A 21,977-nucleotide genomic window follows, 5' to 3' on the forward strand; every position below is an offset into this window, starting at 1 on the left:
CTATAAAGTTATTGGTTTAACGGCTTCTAGGTGATCACGAGTATCCTCTGCAGGGAAAGAAGCACTCTCCCATTCCTTTTCTATAGCCAGTTTCACAATATTGGTCTCTTCGTTTGGAATCATAGTTTATTCATTTGAAGTTCTACAAATATCCAATAAAATTATTATCCTACCAAAAAAGTAGACTAATAATTCAAAAAAAAGGATCAGGTCAGTCGACCAGATCCATCAAAGTTTTTTTCTCAAGAATATTTAATGAGGCATCCCTAACTTCAATGAGCACATCATGCAGCCCGCAGTGATCTTCATTACAGTCGTCACACTTTTCATAAAAGTTAAGACTTACACACGGAAGCATTGCAATAGGACCGTTTACAAGTCGAATAATCTTGGCTAGTTTTACATTTTCAGGGTTTTCCTTTAAAAAATATCCTCCTCCTTTTCCTTTTTTACTGTCAAGGATTTCTGCTTTTTTAAGTTCAAGCAAAATATTTTCTAAAAACTTTAAAGGGATCTTTTTATGTTCCGCAATTTCGGAAATAAGAATTGGCCCTTCATTTCTTTTTTCTACAAGATATGAAAGTGCCTTAAACGCATATTGAGATTTTTTTGAAAGCATCACAGCAAAAATAAGAAAATTGTTTAACATGTTTAAATGAAAAGGTAAAATTGAAAAAACGAGCCGGCAAATTCACCTTTCTACCCTTTTGTACATGCTTAGTTTTTGCCTTTTTGCTATTAAATCATTAAGTTTGCTCCTATGTTCAGTAAACAAGAAGCACAGCAATTAAAAAAGGAGTTTTGGACAGCTTTTGGAAAATCATTCCCCCGAAAATGGCTCCTGTACGACACTAAGGTCAAGGATATGGCCTTTAAATTTTCCGCAGACAATAAAAAAGCAGAGGTTTCCCTTGATATCGAAATGAAAGATGAAATTTTCCGAAATGCCTATTATGAGAAAATCTGGTCTTTGGAAGATATTCTAAAAGATTTTATAGGAGATTTCCAGAAAGATGAATATTATACTCTTGAAAATGGAAAAGTAATCAGCAGAATCTGGGTAGAGATGCATGGAGTTTCTGTTTTCAACAAAAATACATGGCAAGAAATTTTTGAATTCTTTGTCGACAAAATGGATGGATTTGAAAGGTTCTATTACGAATATGAGGATTTTATAAAGGACATCTAATATACTTATGAAATAAATACCGTTTTACACTTTAGGTTAAGATAAAAAAGAAAACCTATCTTTGTCTCCTACCACTTAAACTAATAGATGAAACTAAATAACATGATCAAAAATGAGAAAAGTGTACAAAAACATTTTTGGAGAAGTCATCTCCAAAAGCAATGCCGTAAAGCTTAATGAATATCATCTGTATTATTATGATGGTGACTCGGATGTACTGAAAGAGATTGAATTTATCAACGACGACAGTATATACAATATCAATTACTTCCTAAGTGAGGGTGAAAATGAAGACGAAGTTCTTAGCTATCTGAAAGAAAAATCTGACTTCTTTGACATTGAAAAGAAAGAATCTACTGATGGGTTCATTATTTCCACCAATAAACTTTATTCTTTGTCTGTAGATGAACAGCCCCTGATTTCCAAGACTGTTTTTAAAACAGATGATCCTGAAAACTTTATCTGCTCGCAGGTTATTGATAATGAAACTCAGGAACCGCAGCTTGAAAAAACAATAAAGTGTTGGTATACTACAGACGAAAACGGCGAAAAATATGCAGCCATAGAATGCAGCTATCAAGAAGACGGAAATCTGGAACTTGCCATTGATAAGACATCTGATCCTGATAATGAGCAAAACTGGGCACATTATGAATATGAGACGTTCCAGAAACTGCAGGAACAACGCTCAACAGATCTCAGCTATTATAAAACTGCTGCATTACTTCCAAAAGAAGCTTATCAAAACTAGAACCTAGGAGTACTATTGCAACTATTTACATCAAACACACCACAAACTAGTATATGGAAGAGAATCCAATTTTTTTTGCAGATGGAAATGATCCGGAAATGACCAAAGCTTTTAAAAAAGCACAGGAAACCTTTAAATATTTCTGGCGTGAACAATCCTGGGAATACAGAAGAATTATACCCGGATTGAATGTTTCATGTGTAAAGGCAGCATTTTCAGAGAAAAACGAAGCAGGAGAAACAATTGTTGAGCATATGTGGATCAACGACATTAATTTTGATGGAGACACTGTAAAAGGCTACCTGATTAATGAGCCTAATGATCTTAAAAGTATAAAAGTTGGAGACTTCTTTGAAATTCCTCTTACGAATATCAGCGACTGGCTTTTTGCCATTACCCCAAGTGTACAGAAGCCTTCGGGACTTTCTAAGCTATTTTCTTCTTCCAAAGAACCTCTTCCGAAAACCTATGGAGGATTTAGCATTCAAAAGATGCGCTCAGATATGTCTGATACGGAGAGAAAAGAACATGACAATGCATGGCAGATGGACTTCGGAGACTTTAATGATATTCTGGTCGTCAATAAACAAAAAGAAGAACCAGAAAATCTTATCGAACATCCGATGAGTAAAAACATGAAAGAGAAGTTTATCGAGTTTTTACAACAGAATCCTGGTGACATTCAGCATATAGATGAAGATGGGCTCAGTCTTCTTCATAAGGAAACAATTGCTGGTAATTTAACTACTGTAAAGGTTATTTTAGAGTCCGGAGCAGATAAAAACGTTCAATCAAAGGCAGGTAAAACAGCCTTGGATTATGCCAGACAACTAAACTGGGAACATATTATTCCGGTGCTTGAAAATTAATATCAGACTTAAAGTCAAATAAAAATAGGCCGCTTCATTTTAAGAAGCGGCCTATTTTTTTAATTATCATTTTCTGAAATAAAAAAGAGAAGCAAAATGCTTTTCTTTTTTATTATCCAAATTTCTTCTTTCTTAACCAGAAGAACAAACCTCCAATAAGGCCAATAACAGCCAGAGGAAGCAATAAGTTTATCCACTGCCAGTTTGTTTTCTCCTCTTCTATTCTATGCCTGTCAAGAAGTCTTTCTTCGATATTTCTGTTTCTCAATTCCATCAGGTTGCTATCGTCTAAGAGATAATCCAAAGCGTTTCTAAGGAACTGTTCGTTTCCGAATTGTTCATTAGTCAGCATATCCGCACCCAAAGGAAGCGGTTTTCCTTTAATCACCTTATTTCTTCCAACATCACCATCTGCAATCACGATCATTTTATTTTCAGGACTTTCAGCCTTAAATCCTGGATAAGATTTCCTTTCAATCCTTGAAGCATAGGCAGAATTAAATTTACCTTCCAGTGCTACAGCGAAAATCTTTGGAGTACTAGGTTTTTCCATTTGTCCAAGACTGTCTACACTGGCAATTTCTTTTAGATCCACATAATTTGGAACCTGCTTCAGCAATGTTCTTTCACTGGATTCGAAAAGAACTTTTGTTTTGATATTTTTTCTTCCTCCCAATGTATCTATGGAAGTTGGAAATTCAAATTTCACAGGGTTAATATTTTTCGTAATCGGATTATTATTTTCAGAAATTCCAAGTGGAAAGTAAGGCCATGGAAGGCTTGTAAACTGAGGATTTCCACTCACCTCTCCTGTTACCAGCTTCAGCAAGGCAAACTTCTTTACATCTTTTACCAATGCAGTATTGATTCTTATTCCATAATTGAAGAAGAAATCTGTCATATTAACATCTATTGGAAAAGGCATTACTTTTTTAGACCTTGTTAAGGTATCCATTTCAGCATTCACTGCATCAATCATCCAAAGTGTTTTCCCGCCATTCATAATATATTGGTCAAGAATCACTTTTTCATTGTCTGTAAAAGCTTTTCTCGGTTTTGCAATGACCAAGGCACTCATCTGCTTCAATAAAGGAAGATCTTCAAGACTAATCTCTGTCTGATTTTTAGGAATAATAGGTCCTGCATCATAATTTTCCATCGCCAATTGTACAAATCCCTGGAATTCATCTGGGCTTAATTCATCCTGATTAACCAAAATACCTACTTTTTTCCTTTTATCAGCAGCAATATTTTTAATGTTTGAAACAAGACTGTATTCTAACCCCTCAATGGATCTTGTAAGCTGCTGATCAGCATCTATCCCTGTTTGCTGAACAATTAAAGGAATGGAAACTCCCGTTTTGTTATATTTAATAACAGCGTATGGAAAAATAGTAATCTGTGAGAATTTTCCGTCCTTGGAGTCTGGAAGGTATGATGGCTGCATTCCCATGGCTTCTAAACTATCAGCCGGTATTTTAGACTTCAATGGATCGATGAATTTAAAATCAATTTTTGAATTAATTTTTCTGAATTCTTCGAGCATAAACTTTGTTTCTCCCTGAAGCTGCTTAAAGCTTGCCGGAAAGTCTCCCTCAAGATAAACCTCTACAGTCAGGGGTTTCTTAACGGATTCCAATACCTTAATGGTACTATCAGAAAGAGTGTATCTTTTTTCCTTTGTCAAATCCAGTCTGATCCCTGAATAGGTCAGAATAATAACCAAAGGAACAATAGCAAATAAGAAAATTCCAAATGGAGATTTAGCATTGATCTTCTTCATAATTCTACTTCTTTTTGTTAATAAAATGATTAGACAATACTAATGATGCACCGATTACCAGAATAAAGTAGGCTACATCTTTCAAATCTACCAGCCCTCTGGTAAAGCCAAGAAAATGCTGATAGAAACCCATATTCTGAAGAATAAAATCTGCTCCTCCTAACAATTTATAGCTTGCCAGCTGCTCGATTCCAAAATACATAATGAAGCACATGAAAACGCCCAAAAGGTAGGCCATAATCTGATTTTGTGATATTGAAGAAGCTAGAATTCCTACTCCTGAAAAGGCAGCAATTAAGATAATAAGCCCTATATAGCTTCCGAAAGTCATTCCAAGGTCAATATTTCCTTCCGGAACTCCTAAAACATATACGGTATACAGATAAATCAATGATGGAATAAGGCATAAAATCCCAACAATCCATACGGAAAGGAACTTTCCTGTTACAAGATCTGAAATCTTTAATGGTTGTGAAAAGAGCCAGTTCAATGTTCCGGTTTGCTCTTCTTCGGCAAAAGTCTTCATTGAAAGCGCCGGAATGATAAACATCAACAGCCACGGAACCAAAACAAAATAACTTTGCAGCGATGCTGCCCCGATCTCAAAAATATTAGAATCGTTGTCGAAAAAGAACAGGAAAAGAGTTGCGATTAAACTGAATGCAGCAATGATTACCCATGCGCTCCAGTTTCCAAAGTAACTCCAAAGTTCTTTCTTTAAAATTGCAATCATAGTTTTTTAGTAGAATGTAATGAGCAGGAATGCATTAGGACGCGTCCCCTACTTTCACAATTATTTCTTTTTTTTATTCTTATTAACAAGTTTTACGGTCATCATGATCAGAAATACAAGAACGAAAAATCCTGTAATTAATTGCCACCAATATGTAATTGCCATAGATTTTAAAATCACGGTAAATACAACAAGAAACAAAATGAATGTGGCAATCTCATTGGCTTGTCTCAATTTGATATTGGCAGTTTCTAGAGTACTTCCGTTAAGCGCCTTTAAATGAAGCACTTTCTTCCAGCACCAGTAGTGATAAACGGCAAGTCCGATCAGGAATGTCAGTTTTAAATGAAACCAACCCATCTTCATTAATCCCGGATTTAAAAAGATCATCACCAATCCGCATATAGTCATAATGACCCCTGCCGGAACAGTAATGATATTCCACAGTCTGCGGGCCATAAAGGTATACTGCTCCCTCAAAATTTTCTTTTTTTCTTCCGGAAACTCATCGGTATCCTTATAGTAAACGAAAATTCTTACGAGATAGAAAATTCCAGCAAAATAGCTTACCATAAAAATAATGTGCAGCGCTTTGATTATTGTATAAAGCATTCAGAAAAAATTAACAGCAAAGATAAGCTTATTATGTAATTGTTAAAAATATTTTTCTTTTGGTCAGGAAAATATAATTAAACCGTATTTATATAAAAAACACTTCGGCTCGGGGCAGCTTTGCTGCCCCGAGCCGAAGATTATATTGTATGGATAATGTTCACTTCAAAAATTAAGAAATCACACCCAATTCTTTTCCTACCTTTTCAAAAGCGGCAATGGCCTTATCAAGATGCTCCTTAGTATGAGCTGCAGATAATTGAACTCTGATTCTTGCTTTTCCTTTTGGTACTACAGGATAGAAGAATCCAATTACATAAATACCCTCATCCATTAATTTTTTCGCCATTTTTTGAGAAAGTGGCGCGTCATAAAGCATTACAGGAACAATAGCAGCATCTCCTTCAGGGATATCAAAACCTTTGGCTTTCATTTCTGTTCTGAAATATTCTGCATTTTCCATTACTTTATCACGTAATGAAGTATCATCTGAAATCATATCCAATACCTTCAAAGCAGCACCTACAATCCCGGGAGCCAATGAATTGGAGAATAAATAAGGACGAGAACGTTGTCTCAACATATCGATGATTTCTTTTTTACCAGAGGTAAATCCTCCTAAAGCACCACCAAGAGCCTTTCCTAATGTAGAGGTAATAATATCCACTCTACCCATTACTTCGTTAGCTTCATGAGTTCCACGACCTGTTTTTCCTATAAAACCGGTTGCGTGAGAATCATCCACCATTACCAGAGCATCATACTTGTCTGCAAGGTCACAAACACCTTTTAGATCAGCTACGATACCATCCATTGAGAAAACTCCGTCAGTAACAATAATTTTGAAACGGTGATTCTTTTCTGAAGCAGCAATCAATTGAGCCTCAAGATCAGCCATGTTATTATTCTTATAACGGTATCTTGCAGCCTTACAAAGACGAACTCCGTCAATGATGGAAGCATGGTTCAGCTCATCTGAAATAATAGCATCCTCTTCAGTAAACAACGGTTCAAAAACACCTCCGTTTGCATCAAATGCAGCAGCATAAAGAATAGTATCTTCAAGACCAAGGAAATTGGCAATCTTTGTCTCTAATTCTTTGTGAATATCCTGTGTTCCACAGATAAAACGTACAGATGACATTCCATATCCGTGAGATTCAATCATATCCTGAGAAGCTTTCATCACTTCAGGATTATTGGATAATCCTAAATAATTATTGGCACAGAAGTTCAAAAGCTTTTTTCCGTTAGCTTCAATTTCCGCACTTTGTTGAGAAGTGATGATTCTTTCTTTTTTGAAAAGTCCATCATTTTCAATATTTTGAAGTTCGTTCTGTAAATGTTGTAGGTATTTTTCAGAAATCATTTTTAGTAATTTTTTAGATGTGCTAATTTACTAAAAAGGCAGTAAAATAAAACCTTTTATAGGCTTAATTCTAAAATTTGATGCTAGATTAAGTTTTTAACATTATTAGTCTATAAAATTAGTAGGATAATAATTATATTTGTTTTAAAATTCAGAATATGCGATTGATTCCGGTACAGAAAATAAAGAAAATAGTTTCAAGAACCTTTATAGACGAATATATGAAGCCCAAGATGCCTGTTATTCTTGAAGATTTTGTAGACCCCGAAAGTCCGGCTTTTAAAAAGTGGAATTATAAATATTTTAAAGAAGTAGCAGGAAATCATCAGGTAGATATATATGGCAGTGAACTTGATTCTATGGACAGAGTGGCAAGTGAACCCATTACGCAGACTTCTTTTTCAGAATATCTGGACCTGATAGATTCTACTCCCACCGAGCATCGTCTTTTTCTATTTAATTTACTAAGCATAAAACCCGAACTTAAAAATGATATTTTTTACAATGATGTTACCAACGGTAAAATATTAAAATGGCTGCCTTTTATGTTTTTTGGCGGGCAGGGTTCTGCTACAAGAAATCATATTGATATCGATATGTCTCATGTTTTTATCACCCAATTTCAGGGAATCAAGAGAGTATGGCTGTTTCCCCGTGAACAGTCTAATTTTATGTATAAGCTGCCCTACAATTTCCATAGCTTGACTAACATTAAGAATCCTGATTACAGGGAGTATCCGGCACTCCTTTATTTAAATGGTTATGAAGCTATTCTTCAACCTGGTGAAACCCTTTACATTCCTGCCGGATGGTGGCATTATATACAGTATGAAACCGGAGGATACTCCATATCGGTCCGGGCGCTTCCTTCTAGTTTCATTGAGAAATGGAATGGTTTTAAAAATCTGGTAATTATCCGAAATTTTGACAACGCCATGCGCTATGTATTTAAGGAAAAATGGTTCAGATACAAGGTGAAAATTGCTAAACAAAGAGGAGCAATGGCTGCCAGAAAACAAAGGAGCTTTCAAATTTGAAAGCTCCTTTTATATGATCTGATTAAATCTATTTTAATGCTTAATAAATTTAATATGTTTTTCATTTATGGTGAAAATATAAGTACCTGGAACCAATTCTGCGATGCCTATAGCCTTACCTGGCTGGTAAATTTCTTTTCTTACCAATTTTCCATCTATAGCATGAATACTATAATCCGCTGCTTTATCTACTCCATTAAGATAGAGTTCACTTTTTGCAGGGTTAGGATATAAACCAAATTTTTCTTTCTCTACAGAGGAAACACTCAGATTAGCATCCTGAACTACTGTTGAATTCTTTTGTAGAATCTGATACTCATAATTAAACTGAATACTTGCAATCGGGAAAGTAATGGCTTCCGTAAAGTTTTGATTATTTGAGGTGTTATTCAGCACCAAATAAGCGGTTTGCCCTCCGGTTCCAGTCACTTTAATGGGTAAAGGCAACTCAAAAAAACTTACAGACGGCATACTCTGCGTTTGGGAAACATTAAACAGTACTTGATTTCCAAGCTGTCTCCATTTTATATTGTAAGTAGGATACCCTTCTCCATATACCCAGTCGTTAAAAAATCCTGTAAAATCTTTTCCTGTAGACTGAAGTAACGATGCATTAAAATCTGAAGTTCTCACATAATTATAAGCCAAGGCCGGTCTTCCGTGATAGTCCCTAATAGCCTGATAAAAAGCTGTATCTCCTAAAATCCATTTCAACATTCTTAAAACATAACCTCCTTTGGCATAAGAAAGTCTGCTGTCAAAAATCCTGTTAACATTGGTAAGGCTGGCATCAGGAACATAAACGGTTCCTCCTGCTGCACCGGTAATATAGCTGGTCTGATTCGCCAAATAGTTCATAAATTCAGTATTGGTCATCAGCAGTTTCTCGTTGGTTACATGTTCTCCAAAAGTTGCAAATCCTTCATTCAGCCAGATGTCATTCCAGGCTCCGCAAGTCACTTTATCTCCGAACCATTGGTGGGCAAGCTCATGAGCAATAAGGCTTTTTCCCCAGCCACTCATAGAAGACATTGTCTGATGCTCCATTCCACCACCATTAAGGTATTCCATATGTCCGTATTTTTCATCACGGAAAGGATAAGGTCCAAAATAAGTCTCATAGGTGTTCATAACCTGCTTCGTCCATTCAATATTGGATACCAGTGTAGAGTTCGCCGCTGTTCCGGGATAAACATAGTTCACAAACGGGAATGGCGGGTTTCCGATGGTGCTGTTTAGCTTTGTATAGTTGGTGATCCCAAGCGCAATAAGATAAGCAGGAGTAGGATACATTGTTCTCCAGAAAGTAAGCTTCTGTGAAGTTGCAGGAAGATTGGTTTCAGACATCAATTTACCGTTTGCCGCCACATTATATTGTGATGGGGTTGTAATTTTAAAATCAACTCTCTCAATCTTATCATTTAGACTTTGCTTGGTAGGAAACCAATCCTGTGCTCCATAAGGCTCATTTAAAGTAGACAAAACAGGGGTTCCTCCCTGAGTGCCCGTCATAACAGTACTGTAATATGGATCTGGAGTACCGGAATAATGAATCGTTAGGGAGTCTAATGTATTGGCTGCGATTGAAGCCGGAAAATCTATTTTAATTTCCTTGCTAGGCAGCTGCTGAAAAGGAATACTATTTCCATGATATTGTACCTGAGAAACTGATAACAGATTGGTAAAGTCAAAATAAATACTTCCCATGCTCTGGTTAGGCTTAAAATGGGATGTTACCGAACCTGAAATATTTTTAACGGACGGGTTTAAACTTACATCCATTCTTTGATACTGAAGATCATAGTTGAGTGTATTCGGATTGACATTACCTACAACCATTCTGTTGGCAAAGGATTTTTTTTCCTTTTTTATCAATCCTTTCATTTCAATATTCTGGTCCTGTGTTTGTGCATACAACTGTTGAGATACCAGAAAACCCAACATCAGGAGGTAAACTTTTTTCATAGATGAAAATATTATAGAATTCAAATATAAAAAAAACCTTTTAATCATTGATTAAAAGGCCTTTATAATATATAAAATAAATACTTTTTAAAGTTCCAGAGCCGGTTCCAGAATCTTTTCCATTCTTTTTTTCACCATGTCTACTGATCCTGCATAGTTATTTACCATTAAAGAAAACACTAATGTTTTACCAGAATTGGTTTTCAGATATCCTGCTAATGTTTTCACTTTATTTAAAGTTCCGGTTTTAGCAAAAACCTGTCCATTTCCTTCTCCATTAAACATTCTTTTCAAGGTTCCGGATTGTCCGCCAATGGGCAGAGATGTTAAATATGATCTGTAATATTTCTCGTCCATCAAAGAAGTCAAAAATTTAACCTGAGAAATTGGAGTTACATTATTACTTCTTGAAAGCCCGCTTCCATCCATATAATTGAGTCCTATCATATCAAAACCTGCATCTTTTAAGTGATCTGTCACTACAATTCTACCTGATTCTGAAGTCTGATCTCCCATTTTCTGGAATCCTACAGTTCTTAGCAAGGCTTCTGCCAATGAATTATCACTATGCTGGTTGGTATAGTATACAATATCACTTAAAGTTGGAGACTTGTAAGCTGAGATCATTTTTCTGCTCTCAGGTGCAGCATCTGTCATTTTAGGAGTTACTTTTCCGGTTACAGCAATTCCGCTTTTCACCAGTGTTGTTCTGAATGAATTCGCCAGATATGCCGGTGCATCTGGAATTTTTGTTGTTAAAATACCATCTCCATCATATTTTTCAGCATATACCATTTGATGAGCATAAGGTGAAACATAGAAGAATTTCTTTTCTGTAGAAAAGCCTCCTTTCTTTACGATCAGTTTTTCATTAGCCGGGTTAATTCCTCGGGTTGTACCTGCAGGCAGATAGTAATTATTGTTTTCTAGCCATACAACATTTTCCGGAAGCATTGAAATATTGCCTTTGAAAAGCGCTGTCTGAATAATAATATCACCATTTACCTTTTTGATCCCCTCACGTGAAACTCCACCTATGAAATCTGAGATAATGTCTCTGTAAGATCCTGCTCCTGCTTTATTTGTTCCCAGAGACGGATCACCGCTTCCAATAACATACAGGTTTCCATTTAAAACTCCGTTTTCATCAACAGTTCCTGAATACTCAAGCTGAGTCATCCAGCGATAGTTTTCACCTAAAAGGTTTAAAGCTGTTTCTGTAGTTAAAAGCTTTGTAGTGGAAGCCGGAACCAACGGAGTACTCTCATTGTACGAAGAGATTACTTTCTTCGTTTTCGGGTCATACACTACGAATCCCCACGTTGCATTTTTCAGCACGGGATCCGCCATCATTGTGTTTACATTAATATCTACAAGTTCTTTAGCTGACAACACAGTCTTCTCCACCATCGTACTAACAGGTGACGGCAGATTTAAGCTGTTTTTCTGATTGTCATAATTCTGGGAGTAAAGAACAGTAGAAACGGTAGATTGAGCTATGAAAAAACCAGAAGCCAATACCGCTGCGCTTGAAATATATTTTCTGAAATTTACCATCTATCTTCTTTTTGTTCTATAGTTTGGACGCTATAAAAAATGATAAGTTAAATCATTCAATTAAAGAGCCAAACACTTAATCAACGTCCAAAAGTAGAAATTATTGTTATATAAAGGACCATTGCCCTCTTATAAAAGAGTGTAAAGTTTGTTAAAAATTGTTAAAAATCAACAAAAACATCTTTTTTAATGCTTTGATAAGCAGTGATTTCATCAAATTCCTTCAGACTTATCAAAACCAGACCTTTAAATCTGTCATAGTTTTTACCGCGGGGTAACTTTAGCAGAATTTGGAATTGATATAAATTATTTAGTCTGGCAATTTGTGCCCTTTCCGGACCTAAAATACAATCCTCAGGAAGATATTTTCGAAGAATTGAACCTAAAAACTGAGAAGCACGGTCTACTTTATCATCCTTTCTGTGCTTTAGCTCTATCATAATAAGCTTGGTAAACGGTGGATAATTAAACTTCTGGCGTTCTGTCAGGATATACTTATAGATCTTTGCCGGGTTATTCATCTTGATCAGCTGGAATACAGAATGATCAGGATTGTAGGTCTGAATCAGGATTCTTCCTTTTCCTGAAACCCTTCCGGCTCTTCCGGAAACTTGTGTTATTAATTGATAGGCTCTTTCCTCCGCTCTGAAATCCTGTACATATAATAAGGAATCAGCCTTAGGAATGGCTACCAATTCTATATGGTCAAAATCCAGCCCTTTGGAAATCATCTGCGTTCCCACCACAATATCTGTTTCTCCCTCTTCAATTTTTTCATAGAGCTTTTCGTAAGCAAATTTCTTACGCATGGAATCTACATCCATTCTATCCACTTCATTTTCGGGAAATATTTTGGAAACCTCTTCATGAATCTGCTCAACGCCTACCCCTCTTTCGTTTAGTTTTTCAGAATTACATTTCGGACAGGTTTTTGGTTTCGAAGCTCTTTGTCCGCAGTAATGGCATTTCATTTCATTGGCTGCCTTGTGGTAGGTCATTACCACATCACAATTGGAGCAATAGTTTACATAACCACACGTTTCACATTCTATAACGTTAGCATAGCCTCGTCGGTTATGGAGAACAATGGCCTGATTTTTTTCATCAACCGTTTTCTTAATCTCATCAATCAGTCTTAGGGAAAAATTTCCGGAAACCTTTTTAGATTCCTGAGCTTCCTTAAAATTGATCAATTCATATTCCGGAAGATTAACATTTCCAAACCTTGCATCCAGAAAGATGTATTTCATTTTATCTTTTCTGGCTCTGTAATAGCTTTCAACAGATGGAGTTGCAGATCCGAGAATTACCCCCGCTTCGTATAGGCCTCCCAGTACCAAAGCAGCATCTTTAGCATTAAAGTAAGGAGAAACCTCTCTTGGTTTATAAGCAGAATCATGCTCTTCATCCACCACAATCAATCCCAGGTTTTGATAAGGCAAAAACAGGGCATTTCTGGTTCCTACAAGGATACGGATATCATTCTGTTTAACTCTTCTCCATACCTCTACTCTTTCAAAATCAGTAAGTTTCTGGTGGTAGAAACCTAATTGTCTGCCATATTTTTTTTCTAATCTTTGGGTAATTTGCTTGGTTAATGAAATTTCAGGAAGCAGAAACAGAACATTTTGTCCATTTCTAACACACTCTTCTATTTTCTCTAAATAAATATGAGTTTTTCCGGAAGAGGTTACTCCATGAAGTAAAACATTCTTTTTTTCTTCAAAGGCTTCATCAATTTCTGATTTTGCTATTTTTTGTTGCTCAGAAAGTTCCTCCAGCTCTTCAATTTCTCCCTCGTAGCTTTCAATCCTGTCTTTCTGCATATAATATTCCTCAACAAGGCCTTTGTCTGCCAATGCTTTGAAATGAGAACTTCCAAAATAACCATCTTCAAAAAGCTCAGCCTTTTTAATATGATGATCCGGCTTTTCAGTTTGCTTTTCCAAAATAAGAAGAAACAAATCTTTCTGCTTGGGAGCCTTATTTAGTTTTAAAAGAATTTCCGTGAGATTCTGATTATTCAGAACGTCTCCGTTAACTTTTACGTAGGCAACCTCTTTTGCCTTATATTTTTCAGCAATTTTCTCATCAATCTCAATATATTGCAGATCAATGAGTGAATTGATGGTTTTAATGATTTCTTTTTTAGGAATAAATGCCTCAATATCTGTGAGATTCACCAGCTGTCTTACTTCTAGCGCCTGAACCAGATACATTTCATTGACATCAAGATTTTCAAAATCAATAACAACTCCGGGCTTCAATTTTAAATAGGTTTCACTTTCCAGTTTTAGAGAAGATGGAAAAGCAAGCCTGTAAATTTCCCCTAGATTGCATAAATAATACTCGGAAAGCCAGTTCCAGAAGCTAATCTGCTCTTCGGGAAGTATGGGTTTTTCATCCAAAATACTGATTACGTCTTTGGCCACAAAATTCTCAGGAGGAAGATCATGAAGTTCGAAAACAATTCCTGTATAGATCTTTTTTCCTCCAAATGGTACCAAAACCCGCATTCCCAGCTGAATTTCAGACATTAGTTCTTCCGGAACCCTATAGGTAAAGGATCCTTTTAAGTTCAGTGGTAAAACAATCTGAGTATATTGCAAGGGAAATATTTAAGGTGTAAAATTAAATTTTTCTTGAGAGAACTGCAACTTTGTAGAAGTTCTTTCGTTTCATTAAAAATATCGGTTGAAACTACCGTGACAACCATGAGAAGTTAAAAGAGCAATTCTGTAATTTCGTACCACATGGCAGAGGTAAAAAATCCAACAATAATACTCACTCCGATGATAAGATTGGTCAGTTTCGTATTTAGCCTGAACTGTTCTGCAATGATGCTTGAAGTCACTAATGTAGGCATTGCCGCTTCAAACACGGTAATTTTTGCAACATCTCCTTTTATTCCGAATAATAAAGCCATTCCTAAAACAATTGCCGGTGCCAAAATCAACTTATAAAGCATGGAAGCAGACATCTGCGGAATCAGTTTTTTCCAGCCGTTAAACTTCAACTGTAATCCCACTGAAAATAACGCCAACGGGCTCACTGTTGCAGCCAACTTATCAAAAAATGGTTCTGCAAAAGTAAAATCTATAAATTGAGATAATACCAAAGCTGAAATACAGCCTATTAATGGTGGAAATGTAATCAAACGCTTCAAAATAAATATGGCACTTACTTTTCCGGACTTACTCCCTCCTTTTACAGCGGCAATAATCCCCAATGTTGAAAGGGCAAAGAACATGGTTTGATCACAGATAATGGCAATGCTTAAAAGGCCTTCTCCATAAAAAGCACTAATGAGTGGAAAACCGATGAATGACGTATTACTGTAACCACTCGCCAGCTCCAATGTACTTCTGGAACGTCTTGAATAGCCCCGACTTTTACTATAAAACATCATATAGATGAAGCAAAATACAGAGATTAAAAAAGTAGCTGCAATCGGAAAAAGCATCTCCGTTGTCCAGTGTACTTTTGGCAGATATTTGAAAGAAACTGCCGGTAGAGCAAGATAAAGAATCCAGGTATTGATACCCTTATGGGCATCGGGGTGGATAGATTTTGTTGCTTTGAATACCATTCCTGCAATAATGCACACTGCAATCAGAACAAAATTTACCATAACTATAAAGAAATATGGTGCAAATTTACGGCTGATTTTTGAGTTAGGAATGGAAAATTTCTATTTTTTTGGATGGGATAGTTTCTGAAAATAATAAGATTTATTGTTGAGTGGCCTCTCGCAGATATTGCGGATTTTACAGATTAATTATTCATTCAAAGTATCTGCCAAGCTCATTGCTTCTACTTTGTCAAAGGATTTAGAAAGGGTAATTCTCCTTGAGGTAGTGGATAAAAGATCAAAAAAATTGTCATTAAAATAGAAGATTTATTGTTGAATGGCCTCTCGCAGATCTTGCGGATTTTGCAGATTAATTATTCATTCAAATTATCTGCTAAGCTCATTGCTTCTACTTTGTCAAAGGATTTGGATAGTGTGATTCTCCTTGAGGTGTTGGGTAAAAGATCAAAAAAATTGTCATTAAAATAGAAGATTTATTGTTGAGCGGCCTCTCGCAGATCTTACGGATTTTGCAGATTAATTATTCATTCAAAGTATCTGCTAAGCTCATTGCTTCTACTTTGTCAAAGAATTTGGATAGTGTGCTTCTCTTTGAGGTGTTGGGTAAAAGATCAAAAAAATTGTCATTAAAATAGAAGATTTATTGTTGAGTGGCATCTCGCAGATCTTGCGGATTTTGCAGATTAATTATTCATTCAAAGTATCTGCTAAGCTCATTGCTTCTACTTTGTCAAAGGATTTGGATAGTGTGATTCTCCTTGAGGTCTTGGGTAAAAGATCAAAAAAATTGTCATTGAAATGAGTGTCTCCTATCAGATAAACATCCTTTGCCAGAACATCTGTAGAGACTTCAATCTCTGTCGGGGATATTTTTTTGATTGTAATATTAGGTTTGGGGAGTTTTAAATCCTTGGGTTTTACAAGATAAAAAAGTTTTTCCAGTTTTATTCCATCATCATCCGAGGCTATTTTTAAAAAAGCTTTCGATAAGTCAAATTTGGAAAGTTCAGATTTGTTAATATTTAAAATATTCTCACTTGCATTCCCAGCAATTTTTTTGATCTTATTAGATTTCCAAAGTTGTTTTCCATCAAAATCTATTAATTCAAGTTTTGCATTTACTGTTATTTCTTTTAATAAATCATTGATTATATAAATATCATAAGTCTTATTTTTTTCTGCCATTGAAAGCAATACAGGTTCAAAACTTCTTTTTACCTGATAGTGAAATGCTTTCCAGTTCCCTAAAAAATCTATGGAAGACCATGAAACCACTGGCCAGCAATCATTCAACTGCCAGTATAAGGTTCCCATATTGTACGGTTTTGCACGGCGGTGGGCTTCAATTGCCATTTGCATTCCTCTTGCCTGTAAGAGTTGTGAAACATAGTTATACTTTACAAAGTCTGTCGGAATTTTATAATCCCGTTTCATGTATTCATGGATAATTTCCCAGCCTCTTGCATGTTTTTCGTGAGCCTTAATGGTGGGATTCTGCAGGTTCAGATCCGGAACACCTGAAAACATTGTCTTCGTAGTTCCCAAGGTAGGCATCCCCTGAAACCCGTATTCAGACATAAAACGGCCTACTTTTTCGTGGTACATTTCAAAGGGCTGTTCTCCCCACCAAACTCCCCAATAATAAGAATCTCCCTCAGTAAGGCTTTCTTTGTGTCCCCATCCTATGGAGGGTGAACTTGGCCAATAGATATTTTTATCTGGTGTAAGATTTTCCTTTAATGTATTGGGAATTACTTCATGAAAAAGTTTTTTATAATCTTTCCAAACCTGTAATGAGTCATTTTTTGAATATTTAAACTGCTTCTGATAGCCCCAGTTGACAATGGCTTCGTCAATTTCATTATTTCCGCACCATAAAGCTATGGACGGATGATTCTGAAGCCTGTTAACCTGATCTTTTACTTCTTCTTTTACGTTATTCAGGAAGTCTTCGTCTGCGGGATAGAAACTTCCTGCAAACATAAAGTCCTGCCACACCAAGATTCCGTTTTCATCACAAGCCTTATAAAACTCTTCGTCTTCGTAAATCCCGCCACCCCAAATGCGGATCATATTCATATTGGCTTCTTTGGCTGCCTTAATGAGTCTTTGGTATTTTTCTTTTGTGATTCTTGGTGAGAAACTATCAGCAGGAATCCAGTTAGTTCCTTTAATGTATAGAGGATTTCCGTTTACCTTAAAGTAAAATGATTTTCCTTTTTCATCTTTTTCCTGAATAAGTTCAACATTCTTCAAGCCATAGGCAACACCGATATCACGAATAAACCGTCCTCCCTTTTTATATAATGTGATCTTCGTAGTATATCGGTCGGGGTTCCCTATTCCATTGGGCTGCCAAATTTTGGGGTTCTTAATTTTATAGGGAAGAACAATGGTATTGGGTCCTTTTTTAAGATGAAAACGATGCATTCCTCTGTTCAGATTAAACCAGGTATAGTATTCTCCATCTTCTTCAGCAAAGATTTTCATATTAAAGGAAACCTCAGCTAATGTATCCGTTAATTTTTTCTGCTGAACCTGAACATTATTAACCTTTGCGTTATTCCAAAATTCCAGCTTCACCTCTTTCCATATTCCTGCAGTAACGAGTCTTGGACCCCAATCCCACCCAAACTGATATTGTGCTTTTCTTACAAAACTCCTTGGGGTTTCCGGCATGGTAAACGGAACTTTTTTGGCAAGGTCTTTTCCGGTATTGATGGCCGATTTGAATTTGACCTGCACTATATTATCACCAATTTTAAGATTCGGTTTCACAGGAATTTCCCACTTTCTGAACATATTATCAGTTTTCCGCAGTAATTTTCCGTTCAGATAAATCTCAGAAAATGTATCTAACCCGTTAAAAATAAGATCAATATTATTGTATTCAAATTCTTTTGATGAGATTTTAAAACTAGTCTGGTAATCCCAGTCTTCATTCTCTACCCATTGTACTTTCTTTTCATTTTCGTCCTTGAAAGGATCCTGAATGAGTTTATTCATCATCAGATCCAGATGAACTGTTCCCGGTACTTTTGCGGGCAGCCAGTTTTGATCTTTGGTGTTTTTGAACTGCCATTTCTCGGAGGATAAATTTCTTTCAGAAAACTGTGCAAACAGAACGTTCTGAATGAAAATGAAAGCAATAAGGAGAGATTTATTCATTAATGGGATTTCTGTGTGTTTTGGAGTTCTGTTTGTTTAAGTGAATAAAGAATTATTGTTATTCCTTACTCACTTAACGATCAAACAATCTCACTTAAAACTTTGCTTTAAAAATAATTCTAACAAAAGTTACAGCTTTATTTATTTTTCAGGGTTACTACCTCATCAGCATTGGCAAATGCACCCCCATCTGTAATGGCCGAAGAATGAAAATACTCTGCTTTTGTAAAGGCTCGTATGTCTTCAATATTTGAGGAACGAAGGCCTCCGCCTACAAGAATTTCCAGTCTTCCATCTGCAAGTTCCACTAGCTTTTTCAGGTTTTCTTTTCCTTCAGAAACATTAGGTTTCTGACCTGAAGTAAGAATGGTTGTAAAGCCACATTCAATTACTTTTTCCAGAGAATTATCCAAATCGTTGGCTCTGTCGAAAGCGCGATGAAATGTACAAGGAAGTGGTGATGCCAGTTCTACCAGGATCTTATTCTGTTCTCGGTTTACCTCATCGTTTTCATCCAGAATACCGAATACAAAGCCGTCTACATTTAATGACTTAAGAGCAGTTAAATCAGTCTTCATCTGTTCAAATTCGGTATTGGAGTAGGTAAAATCGCCTCCTCTTGGGCGGATCATCACGAAGATGGGGATATTTATTTTCTCCCGAAGTTTTTTTGTTGTTTCAAAATCAGGAGTTGTACCTCCTTCGCTTAATCCGTCACATAATTCTATTCTGTCTGCTCCATTTTCAAAGGCAATGATGGCGGATTCCGGATTGAAGCATGCTATTTCTATTTTTGACATTTTCTTTTTTTTAATTAACATTCGGTTCTTACTGCAATACATCTGCGATCAGAAAGGAACCGTTTTCCTTGACTACTTTTATAACAGATGGATATTTCGCTTTTAGATTATCATCTGCCAATACTACATTGAAAATATATGCATCTTTTGAAGATGATTTGAGCTCACAGCTTTTAACGGTGATATTATCCCAGTCCTGTCCGGAAATAAGAAACCCAATACCAGTTCCTGCCTTTTGGGTATCAAACCTGGATTTCCATTTTTCGGTGAACTCCTTCTCTGTAAGGCTTCCGTCTACATCCATATCTACACTCATTGCATCAGTTTTGTACTCATAGTAATCCTTGGTTGTTATTTTCTGCATTTCCTTATCCAGATTACCAAGATCGGTCTTAAAATAGCTTACCATATTTTTCTCCAGCCACGTCCCCGCTTCTTTAGATTCATTTACGGAAAGGTCTTCTTCAGTCTTACTTTCAACAACATTTTCCTTTACCTGATTTACCTGTGGTTCTGTGGGTACGCTTGTCTCTTTCTTTTCTTCCCTACATCCTATTATTAAAAAAAGGGATGCTATCATTATTCTTTTCATATTCTTTCTGTCTATTTACATTTTGGCTGAGCCGTTTCAGTGTTAAAATTGTGGGATTATATGACGATCAAATCGATACCATAAGTATCATATTATTTCAAAATACTCATACCATATTGTATCAAAAATAAAATCATTGGTCTTTCCTTGAGCCATCTATTAATTCAATTATTTTAAGGCGAATTCAGGTTTTTCAAGGCGATTTCCTTTTTGATCATATACTGCAAAGCTGAATCCATCCTGAATACAATAAGATCCATATTCTCCATTCTTGTTGATGGCAATAAAACCGACCTGAATATCTTTTAAATTTTTATTTCTTCTCTGATTGATTTTTACAATTCTTTCCACTGCTTCTTTGCAGGCTTCCTGTGGGCTTCTTCCTTGTCTCATCAATTCAACCACCAGATGGGTTCCTACTGTTCTGATAACTTCTTCCCCATTACCGGTTGCTGTTGCTGCCCCTACTTCATTATCTACAAACAAGCCGGCCCCAATAATTGGGGAATCTCCTACCCTGCCATGCATCTTAAATGCCATTCCACTGGTGGTACAGGCACCGGAAAGGTTACCTTGCGCGTCCAGTGCAATCATTCCTATGGTATCGTGATTTTCAATATTAGCAATGGGTTTATATTTGCTTGTCTTCAGCCATTCTTTCCATTCTTTTTCTGATTCGGGCGTAAGAAGATTTTCTTTTTTAAAGCCTTGTGCAAGGGCAAAATTTAAAGCTCCATCACCTACCAGCATTACGTGAGGTGTTTTTTCCATTACTGCTCTGGCAACAGAAATTGGATTTTTAATATTTTCCAGACATGCTACGGAACCGATATTATAGTTTTCATCCATGATACAGGCATCCAGCGTTACTCTTCCATCTCTGTCCGGACGTCCTCCATACCCAACACTTCTTTCTTTGGGATCCAGCTCTACCAAACGAACACCTTTTTCTACGGCATCCAGGGCTTTCCCTCCTTTTCCAAGAATTGTCCAGGCTTCTTCATTTGCTTTTAGCCCAAAATCCCAGGTAGAAAGAACAATGGGTTTGTTTACAGATTTATTATGTTCAGGTAACTGCGCTGCCATTAAGTCTAACGGATTTACAGCCAGTGCTGCTGTTGCGATCCCCAGCTTTTTGATAAAACTTCTTCGGTTATTGTTCATTGTATTTCAAGTTAATAATACATAGCAAATATCCTAAAAAAAGTTTAATGAAATTCCCAAGACTACTTAACCGGCACATATATCTTATTTTTATTTATCTTTACCGTTGTAATGGATCCCTTTAAAACTTTCAGGAATATTGTTTTCTTTCAGGAATTAACTGATGAGGAAATTAATATTTTGGTGAATATCAGTACGCCAAAACTTCTTCGTAAAAAGGAAAAGCTGGTGGCTCCGGGACAATCTTTTAACCATTTATTTATTCTTTCCAATGGTTTACTGAGATGTTTCTTTGACGATGAGGATGGTATTGAAACTAATCTTTTTTTACCGTCAGAAAGGGAAGCTGTTATTATGGAAAGCCCTGAGTCCTATTCGGGTGAAATTGAGCGAAAATATACTATAGAAGCTGTTATTGAAAGTCAGATTTTTTTATTTAACAAGAATGAATTTGAAGAAATGGCTTTTCAGCATAGAGGCCTTTATAATGTATATCTAAAATCTTTAAAACAAATCATCAGTACATTAAAGGTACGTACAGAACAGTTCTGTTCTACATCTCCGCATTCCAGATATGAAGAGTTTCTGGAAAGCCGTCCTTTCACTTCTCAAAATGCCAACAGAAAGTATATTGCTAATTTTCTGGGCATTACTCCTAACTCTCTTTCCCGTATGACTGCCCGTATTCATAAAAAAAGGAACGAAAGAAAAAAATAACTTAGGAATACTTTTTCTCATTTTATTCGATCTATTTTTGCTTACTCAAAATACTGTTACACAATTTATTAAAAGCAAA

Annotated in this window: 20 protein-coding genes; 5 read left to right on the forward strand and 15 right to left on the reverse strand. The window is 36.1% G+C overall.

Features of this window, described 5'->3' with window-relative positions:
* Nucleotides 1–123 carry a hypothetical protein gene (locus tag C7D53_RS21210; RefSeq protein ID WP_262497859.1) on the reverse strand — a complete coding sequence of 41 codons (123 nt, stop codon included), beginning with the start codon at nt 121–123 and terminating at the stop codon, nt 1–3.
* Nucleotides 124–211: 88 nt separating this feature from the next.
* Entirely contained in the window at nt 212–619 is a 408-nt protein-coding gene (locus C7D53_RS10365) for an RrF2 family transcriptional regulator (RefSeq protein WP_106916731.1), read from the reverse strand.
* A 141-nt stretch (nt 620–760) separates the two neighbouring features.
* Between C7D53_RS10365 and C7D53_RS10370 the strand changes: the two genes are divergently transcribed.
* The 3 genes from C7D53_RS10370 to C7D53_RS10380 all read left to right on the forward strand — a co-directional run bounded on the left by C7D53_RS10370 (nt 761) and on the right by C7D53_RS10380 (nt 2,809).
* Nucleotides 761–1,189: a DUF4268 domain-containing protein gene (locus tag C7D53_RS10370; protein WP_106916418.1), complete on the forward strand. Its 429-nt coding sequence runs from the start codon at nt 761–763 to the stop codon at nt 1,187–1,189.
* Between the two features lie 112 nt (nt 1,190–1,301).
* Entirely contained in the window at nt 1,302–1,940 is a 639-nt protein-coding gene (locus tag C7D53_RS10375; protein WP_106916419.1) for a hypothetical protein, read from the forward strand.
* Between the two features lie 53 nt (nt 1,941–1,993).
* A complete protein-coding gene (locus tag C7D53_RS10380) occupies nt 1,994–2,809 on the forward strand; it encodes a DUF2314 domain-containing protein (protein ID WP_106916420.1) in 816 nt (271 codons plus the stop codon).
* 112 nt (nt 2,810–2,921) lie between these two features.
* Here C7D53_RS10380 and gldG read toward each other — a convergent pair whose 3' ends face one another.
* From gldG to kbl, 4 genes are all read right to left on the reverse strand, one after another.
* Nucleotides 2,922–4,592, reverse strand: coding sequence for a gliding motility-associated ABC transporter substrate-binding protein GldG (gldG, locus tag C7D53_RS10385; protein ID WP_106916421.1), 1,671 nt, complete (start codon nt 4,590–4,592; stop codon nt 2,922–2,924).
* 4 nt (nt 4,593–4,596) lie between these two features.
* Nucleotides 4,597–5,325 carry an ABC transporter permease subunit gene (locus tag C7D53_RS10390; RefSeq protein WP_106916422.1) on the reverse strand — a complete coding sequence of 243 codons (729 nt, stop codon included), beginning with the start codon at nt 5,323–5,325 and terminating at the stop codon, nt 4,597–4,599.
* A 60-nt stretch (nt 5,326–5,385) separates the two neighbouring features.
* The gene (locus tag C7D53_RS10395) at nt 5,386–5,937 is read right to left on the reverse strand and encodes a CopD family protein (RefSeq protein WP_106916423.1); all 552 of its coding nucleotides are present in this window, start codon (nt 5,935–5,937) and stop codon (nt 5,386–5,388) included.
* 172 nt (nt 5,938–6,109) lie between these two features.
* The gene (gene kbl / locus C7D53_RS10400; protein ID WP_106916424.1) at nt 6,110–7,306 is read right to left on the reverse strand and encodes a glycine C-acetyltransferase; all 1,197 of its coding nucleotides are present in this window, start codon (nt 7,304–7,306) and stop codon (nt 6,110–6,112) included.
* 158 nt (nt 7,307–7,464) lie between these two features.
* On the opposite strand from kbl, the gene C7D53_RS10405 reads away from it, so the two are divergent.
* Entirely contained in the window at nt 7,465–8,343 is an 879-nt protein-coding gene (locus C7D53_RS10405; RefSeq protein ID WP_106916425.1) for a cupin-like domain-containing protein, read from the forward strand.
* Nucleotides 8,344–8,376: 33 nt separating this feature from the next.
* On the opposite strand, the gene C7D53_RS10410 is transcribed toward C7D53_RS10405, so the two are convergent.
* The 9 genes from C7D53_RS10410 to C7D53_RS10445 form a co-directional block, all read right to left on the reverse strand.
* Nucleotides 8,377–10,308, reverse strand: a complete 1,932-nt coding sequence (locus C7D53_RS10410) for a M1 family aminopeptidase (protein ID WP_106916426.1) — start codon at nt 10,306–10,308, stop codon at nt 8,377–8,379.
* Between the two features lie 87 nt (nt 10,309–10,395).
* Nucleotides 10,396–11,865, reverse strand: a complete 1,470-nt coding sequence (dacB, locus tag C7D53_RS10415) for a D-alanyl-D-alanine carboxypeptidase/D-alanyl-D-alanine endopeptidase (protein WP_106916427.1) — start codon at nt 11,863–11,865, stop codon at nt 10,396–10,398.
* 161 nt (nt 11,866–12,026) lie between these two features.
* On the reverse strand, nt 12,027–14,474 hold the full coding sequence (gene priA / locus C7D53_RS10420) for a replication restart helicase PriA (RefSeq protein WP_106916428.1): 2,448 nt from the start codon (nt 14,472–14,474) through the stop codon (nt 12,027–12,029).
* A gap of 113 nt (nt 14,475–14,587) precedes the next feature.
* The gene (locus C7D53_RS10425; RefSeq protein WP_106916429.1) at nt 14,588–15,496 is read right to left on the reverse strand and encodes an AEC family transporter; all 909 of its coding nucleotides are present in this window, start codon (nt 15,494–15,496) and stop codon (nt 14,588–14,590) included.
* A 314-nt stretch (nt 15,497–15,810) separates the two neighbouring features.
* Nucleotides 15,811–15,930, reverse strand: coding sequence for a glycoside hydrolase family 2 protein (locus C7D53_RS21250; protein ID WP_162926164.1), 120 nt, complete (start codon nt 15,928–15,930; stop codon nt 15,811–15,813).
* A 214-nt stretch (nt 15,931–16,144) separates the two neighbouring features.
* The gene (locus C7D53_RS10430; RefSeq protein ID WP_106916430.1) at nt 16,145–18,625 is read right to left on the reverse strand and encodes a beta-mannosidase; all 2,481 of its coding nucleotides are present in this window, start codon (nt 18,623–18,625) and stop codon (nt 16,145–16,147) included.
* A gap of 137 nt (nt 18,626–18,762) precedes the next feature.
* On the reverse strand, nt 18,763–19,425 hold the full coding sequence (locus tag C7D53_RS10435; RefSeq protein WP_106916732.1) for a copper homeostasis protein CutC: 663 nt from the start codon (nt 19,423–19,425) through the stop codon (nt 18,763–18,765).
* Between the two features lie 28 nt (nt 19,426–19,453).
* The gene (locus C7D53_RS10440; protein WP_106916431.1) at nt 19,454–20,017 is read right to left on the reverse strand and encodes a hypothetical protein; all 564 of its coding nucleotides are present in this window, start codon (nt 20,015–20,017) and stop codon (nt 19,454–19,456) included.
* A gap of 168 nt (nt 20,018–20,185) precedes the next feature.
* Nucleotides 20,186–21,181, reverse strand: coding sequence for an isoaspartyl peptidase/L-asparaginase family protein (locus C7D53_RS10445; protein WP_106916432.1), 996 nt, complete (start codon nt 21,179–21,181; stop codon nt 20,186–20,188).
* Between the two features lie 111 nt (nt 21,182–21,292).
* Between C7D53_RS10445 and C7D53_RS10450 the strand changes: the two genes are divergently transcribed.
* Nucleotides 21,293–21,898: a Crp/Fnr family transcriptional regulator gene (locus C7D53_RS10450; RefSeq protein WP_228422279.1), complete on the forward strand. Its 606-nt coding sequence runs from the start codon at nt 21,293–21,295 to the stop codon at nt 21,896–21,898.
* The last annotated feature ends 79 nt before the right edge of the window (nt 21,899–21,977 follow it).

The sequence above is a fragment of the Chryseobacterium aurantiacum genome (assembly GCF_003020585.1).
In the GTDB taxonomy this organism is placed as follows: Bacteria; Bacteroidota; Bacteroidia; order Flavobacteriales; family Weeksellaceae; genus Chryseobacterium; species Chryseobacterium aurantiacum.

Bases quoted from the DNA above. Each gene is read 5' to 3' on its own strand.
- gldG (WP_106916421.1), bottom strand. From the start codon at position 4,592: ATGAAGAAGATCAATGCTAAATCTCCATTTGGAATTTTCTTATTTGCT.
- C7D53_RS10370 (WP_106916418.1), top strand. From the start codon at position 761: ATGTTCAGTAAACAAGAAGCACAGCAATTAAAAAAGGAGTTTTGGACA.
- C7D53_RS10390 (WP_106916422.1), bottom strand. From the start codon at position 5,325: ATGATTGCAATTTTAAAGAAAGAACTTTGGAGTTACTTTGGAAACTGG.
- C7D53_RS10445 (WP_106916432.1), bottom strand. From the start codon at position 21,181: ATGAACAATAACCGAAGAAGTTTTATCAAAAAGCTGGGGATCGCAACA.
- C7D53_RS10450 (WP_228422279.1), top strand. From the start codon at position 21,293: ATGGATCCCTTTAAAACTTTCAGGAATATTGTTTTCTTTCAGGAATTA.
- dacB (WP_106916427.1), bottom strand. From the start codon at position 11,865: ATGGTAAATTTCAGAAAATATATTTCAAGCGCAGCGGTATTGGCTTCT.
- C7D53_RS10435 (WP_106916732.1), bottom strand. From the start codon at position 19,425: ATGTCAAAAATAGAAATAGCATGCTTCAATCCGGAATCCGCCATCATT.
- C7D53_RS10365 (WP_106916731.1), bottom strand. From the start codon at position 619: ATGCTTTCAAAAAAATCTCAATATGCGTTTAAGGCACTTTCATATCTT.
- C7D53_RS10410 (WP_106916426.1), bottom strand. From the start codon at position 10,308: ATGAAAAAAGTTTACCTCCTGATGTTGGGTTTTCTGGTATCTCAACAG.
- C7D53_RS10430 (WP_106916430.1), bottom strand. From the start codon at position 18,625: ATGAATAAATCTCTCCTTATTGCTTTCATTTTCATTCAGAACGTTCTG.
- C7D53_RS10380 (WP_106916420.1), top strand. From the start codon at position 1,994: ATGGAAGAGAATCCAATTTTTTTTGCAGATGGAAATGATCCGGAAATG.
- kbl (WP_106916424.1), bottom strand. From the start codon at position 7,306: ATGATTTCTGAAAAATACCTACAACATTTACAGAACGAACTTCAAAAT.
- C7D53_RS10440 (WP_106916431.1), bottom strand. From the start codon at position 20,017: ATGAAAAGAATAATGATAGCATCCCTTTTTTTAATAATAGGATGTAGG.
- C7D53_RS10375 (WP_106916419.1), top strand. From the start codon at position 1,302: ATGAGAAAAGTGTACAAAAACATTTTTGGAGAAGTCATCTCCAAAAGC.
- C7D53_RS10425 (WP_106916429.1), bottom strand. From the start codon at position 15,496: ATGGTAAATTTTGTTCTGATTGCAGTGTGCATTATTGCAGGAATGGTA.
- C7D53_RS10395 (WP_106916423.1), bottom strand. From the start codon at position 5,937: ATGCTTTATACAATAATCAAAGCGCTGCACATTATTTTTATGGTAAGC.
- C7D53_RS21210 (WP_262497859.1), bottom strand. From the start codon at position 123: ATGATTCCAAACGAAGAGACCAATATTGTGAAACTGGCTATAGAAAAG.
- C7D53_RS10405 (WP_106916425.1), top strand. From the start codon at position 7,465: ATGCGATTGATTCCGGTACAGAAAATAAAGAAAATAGTTTCAAGAACC.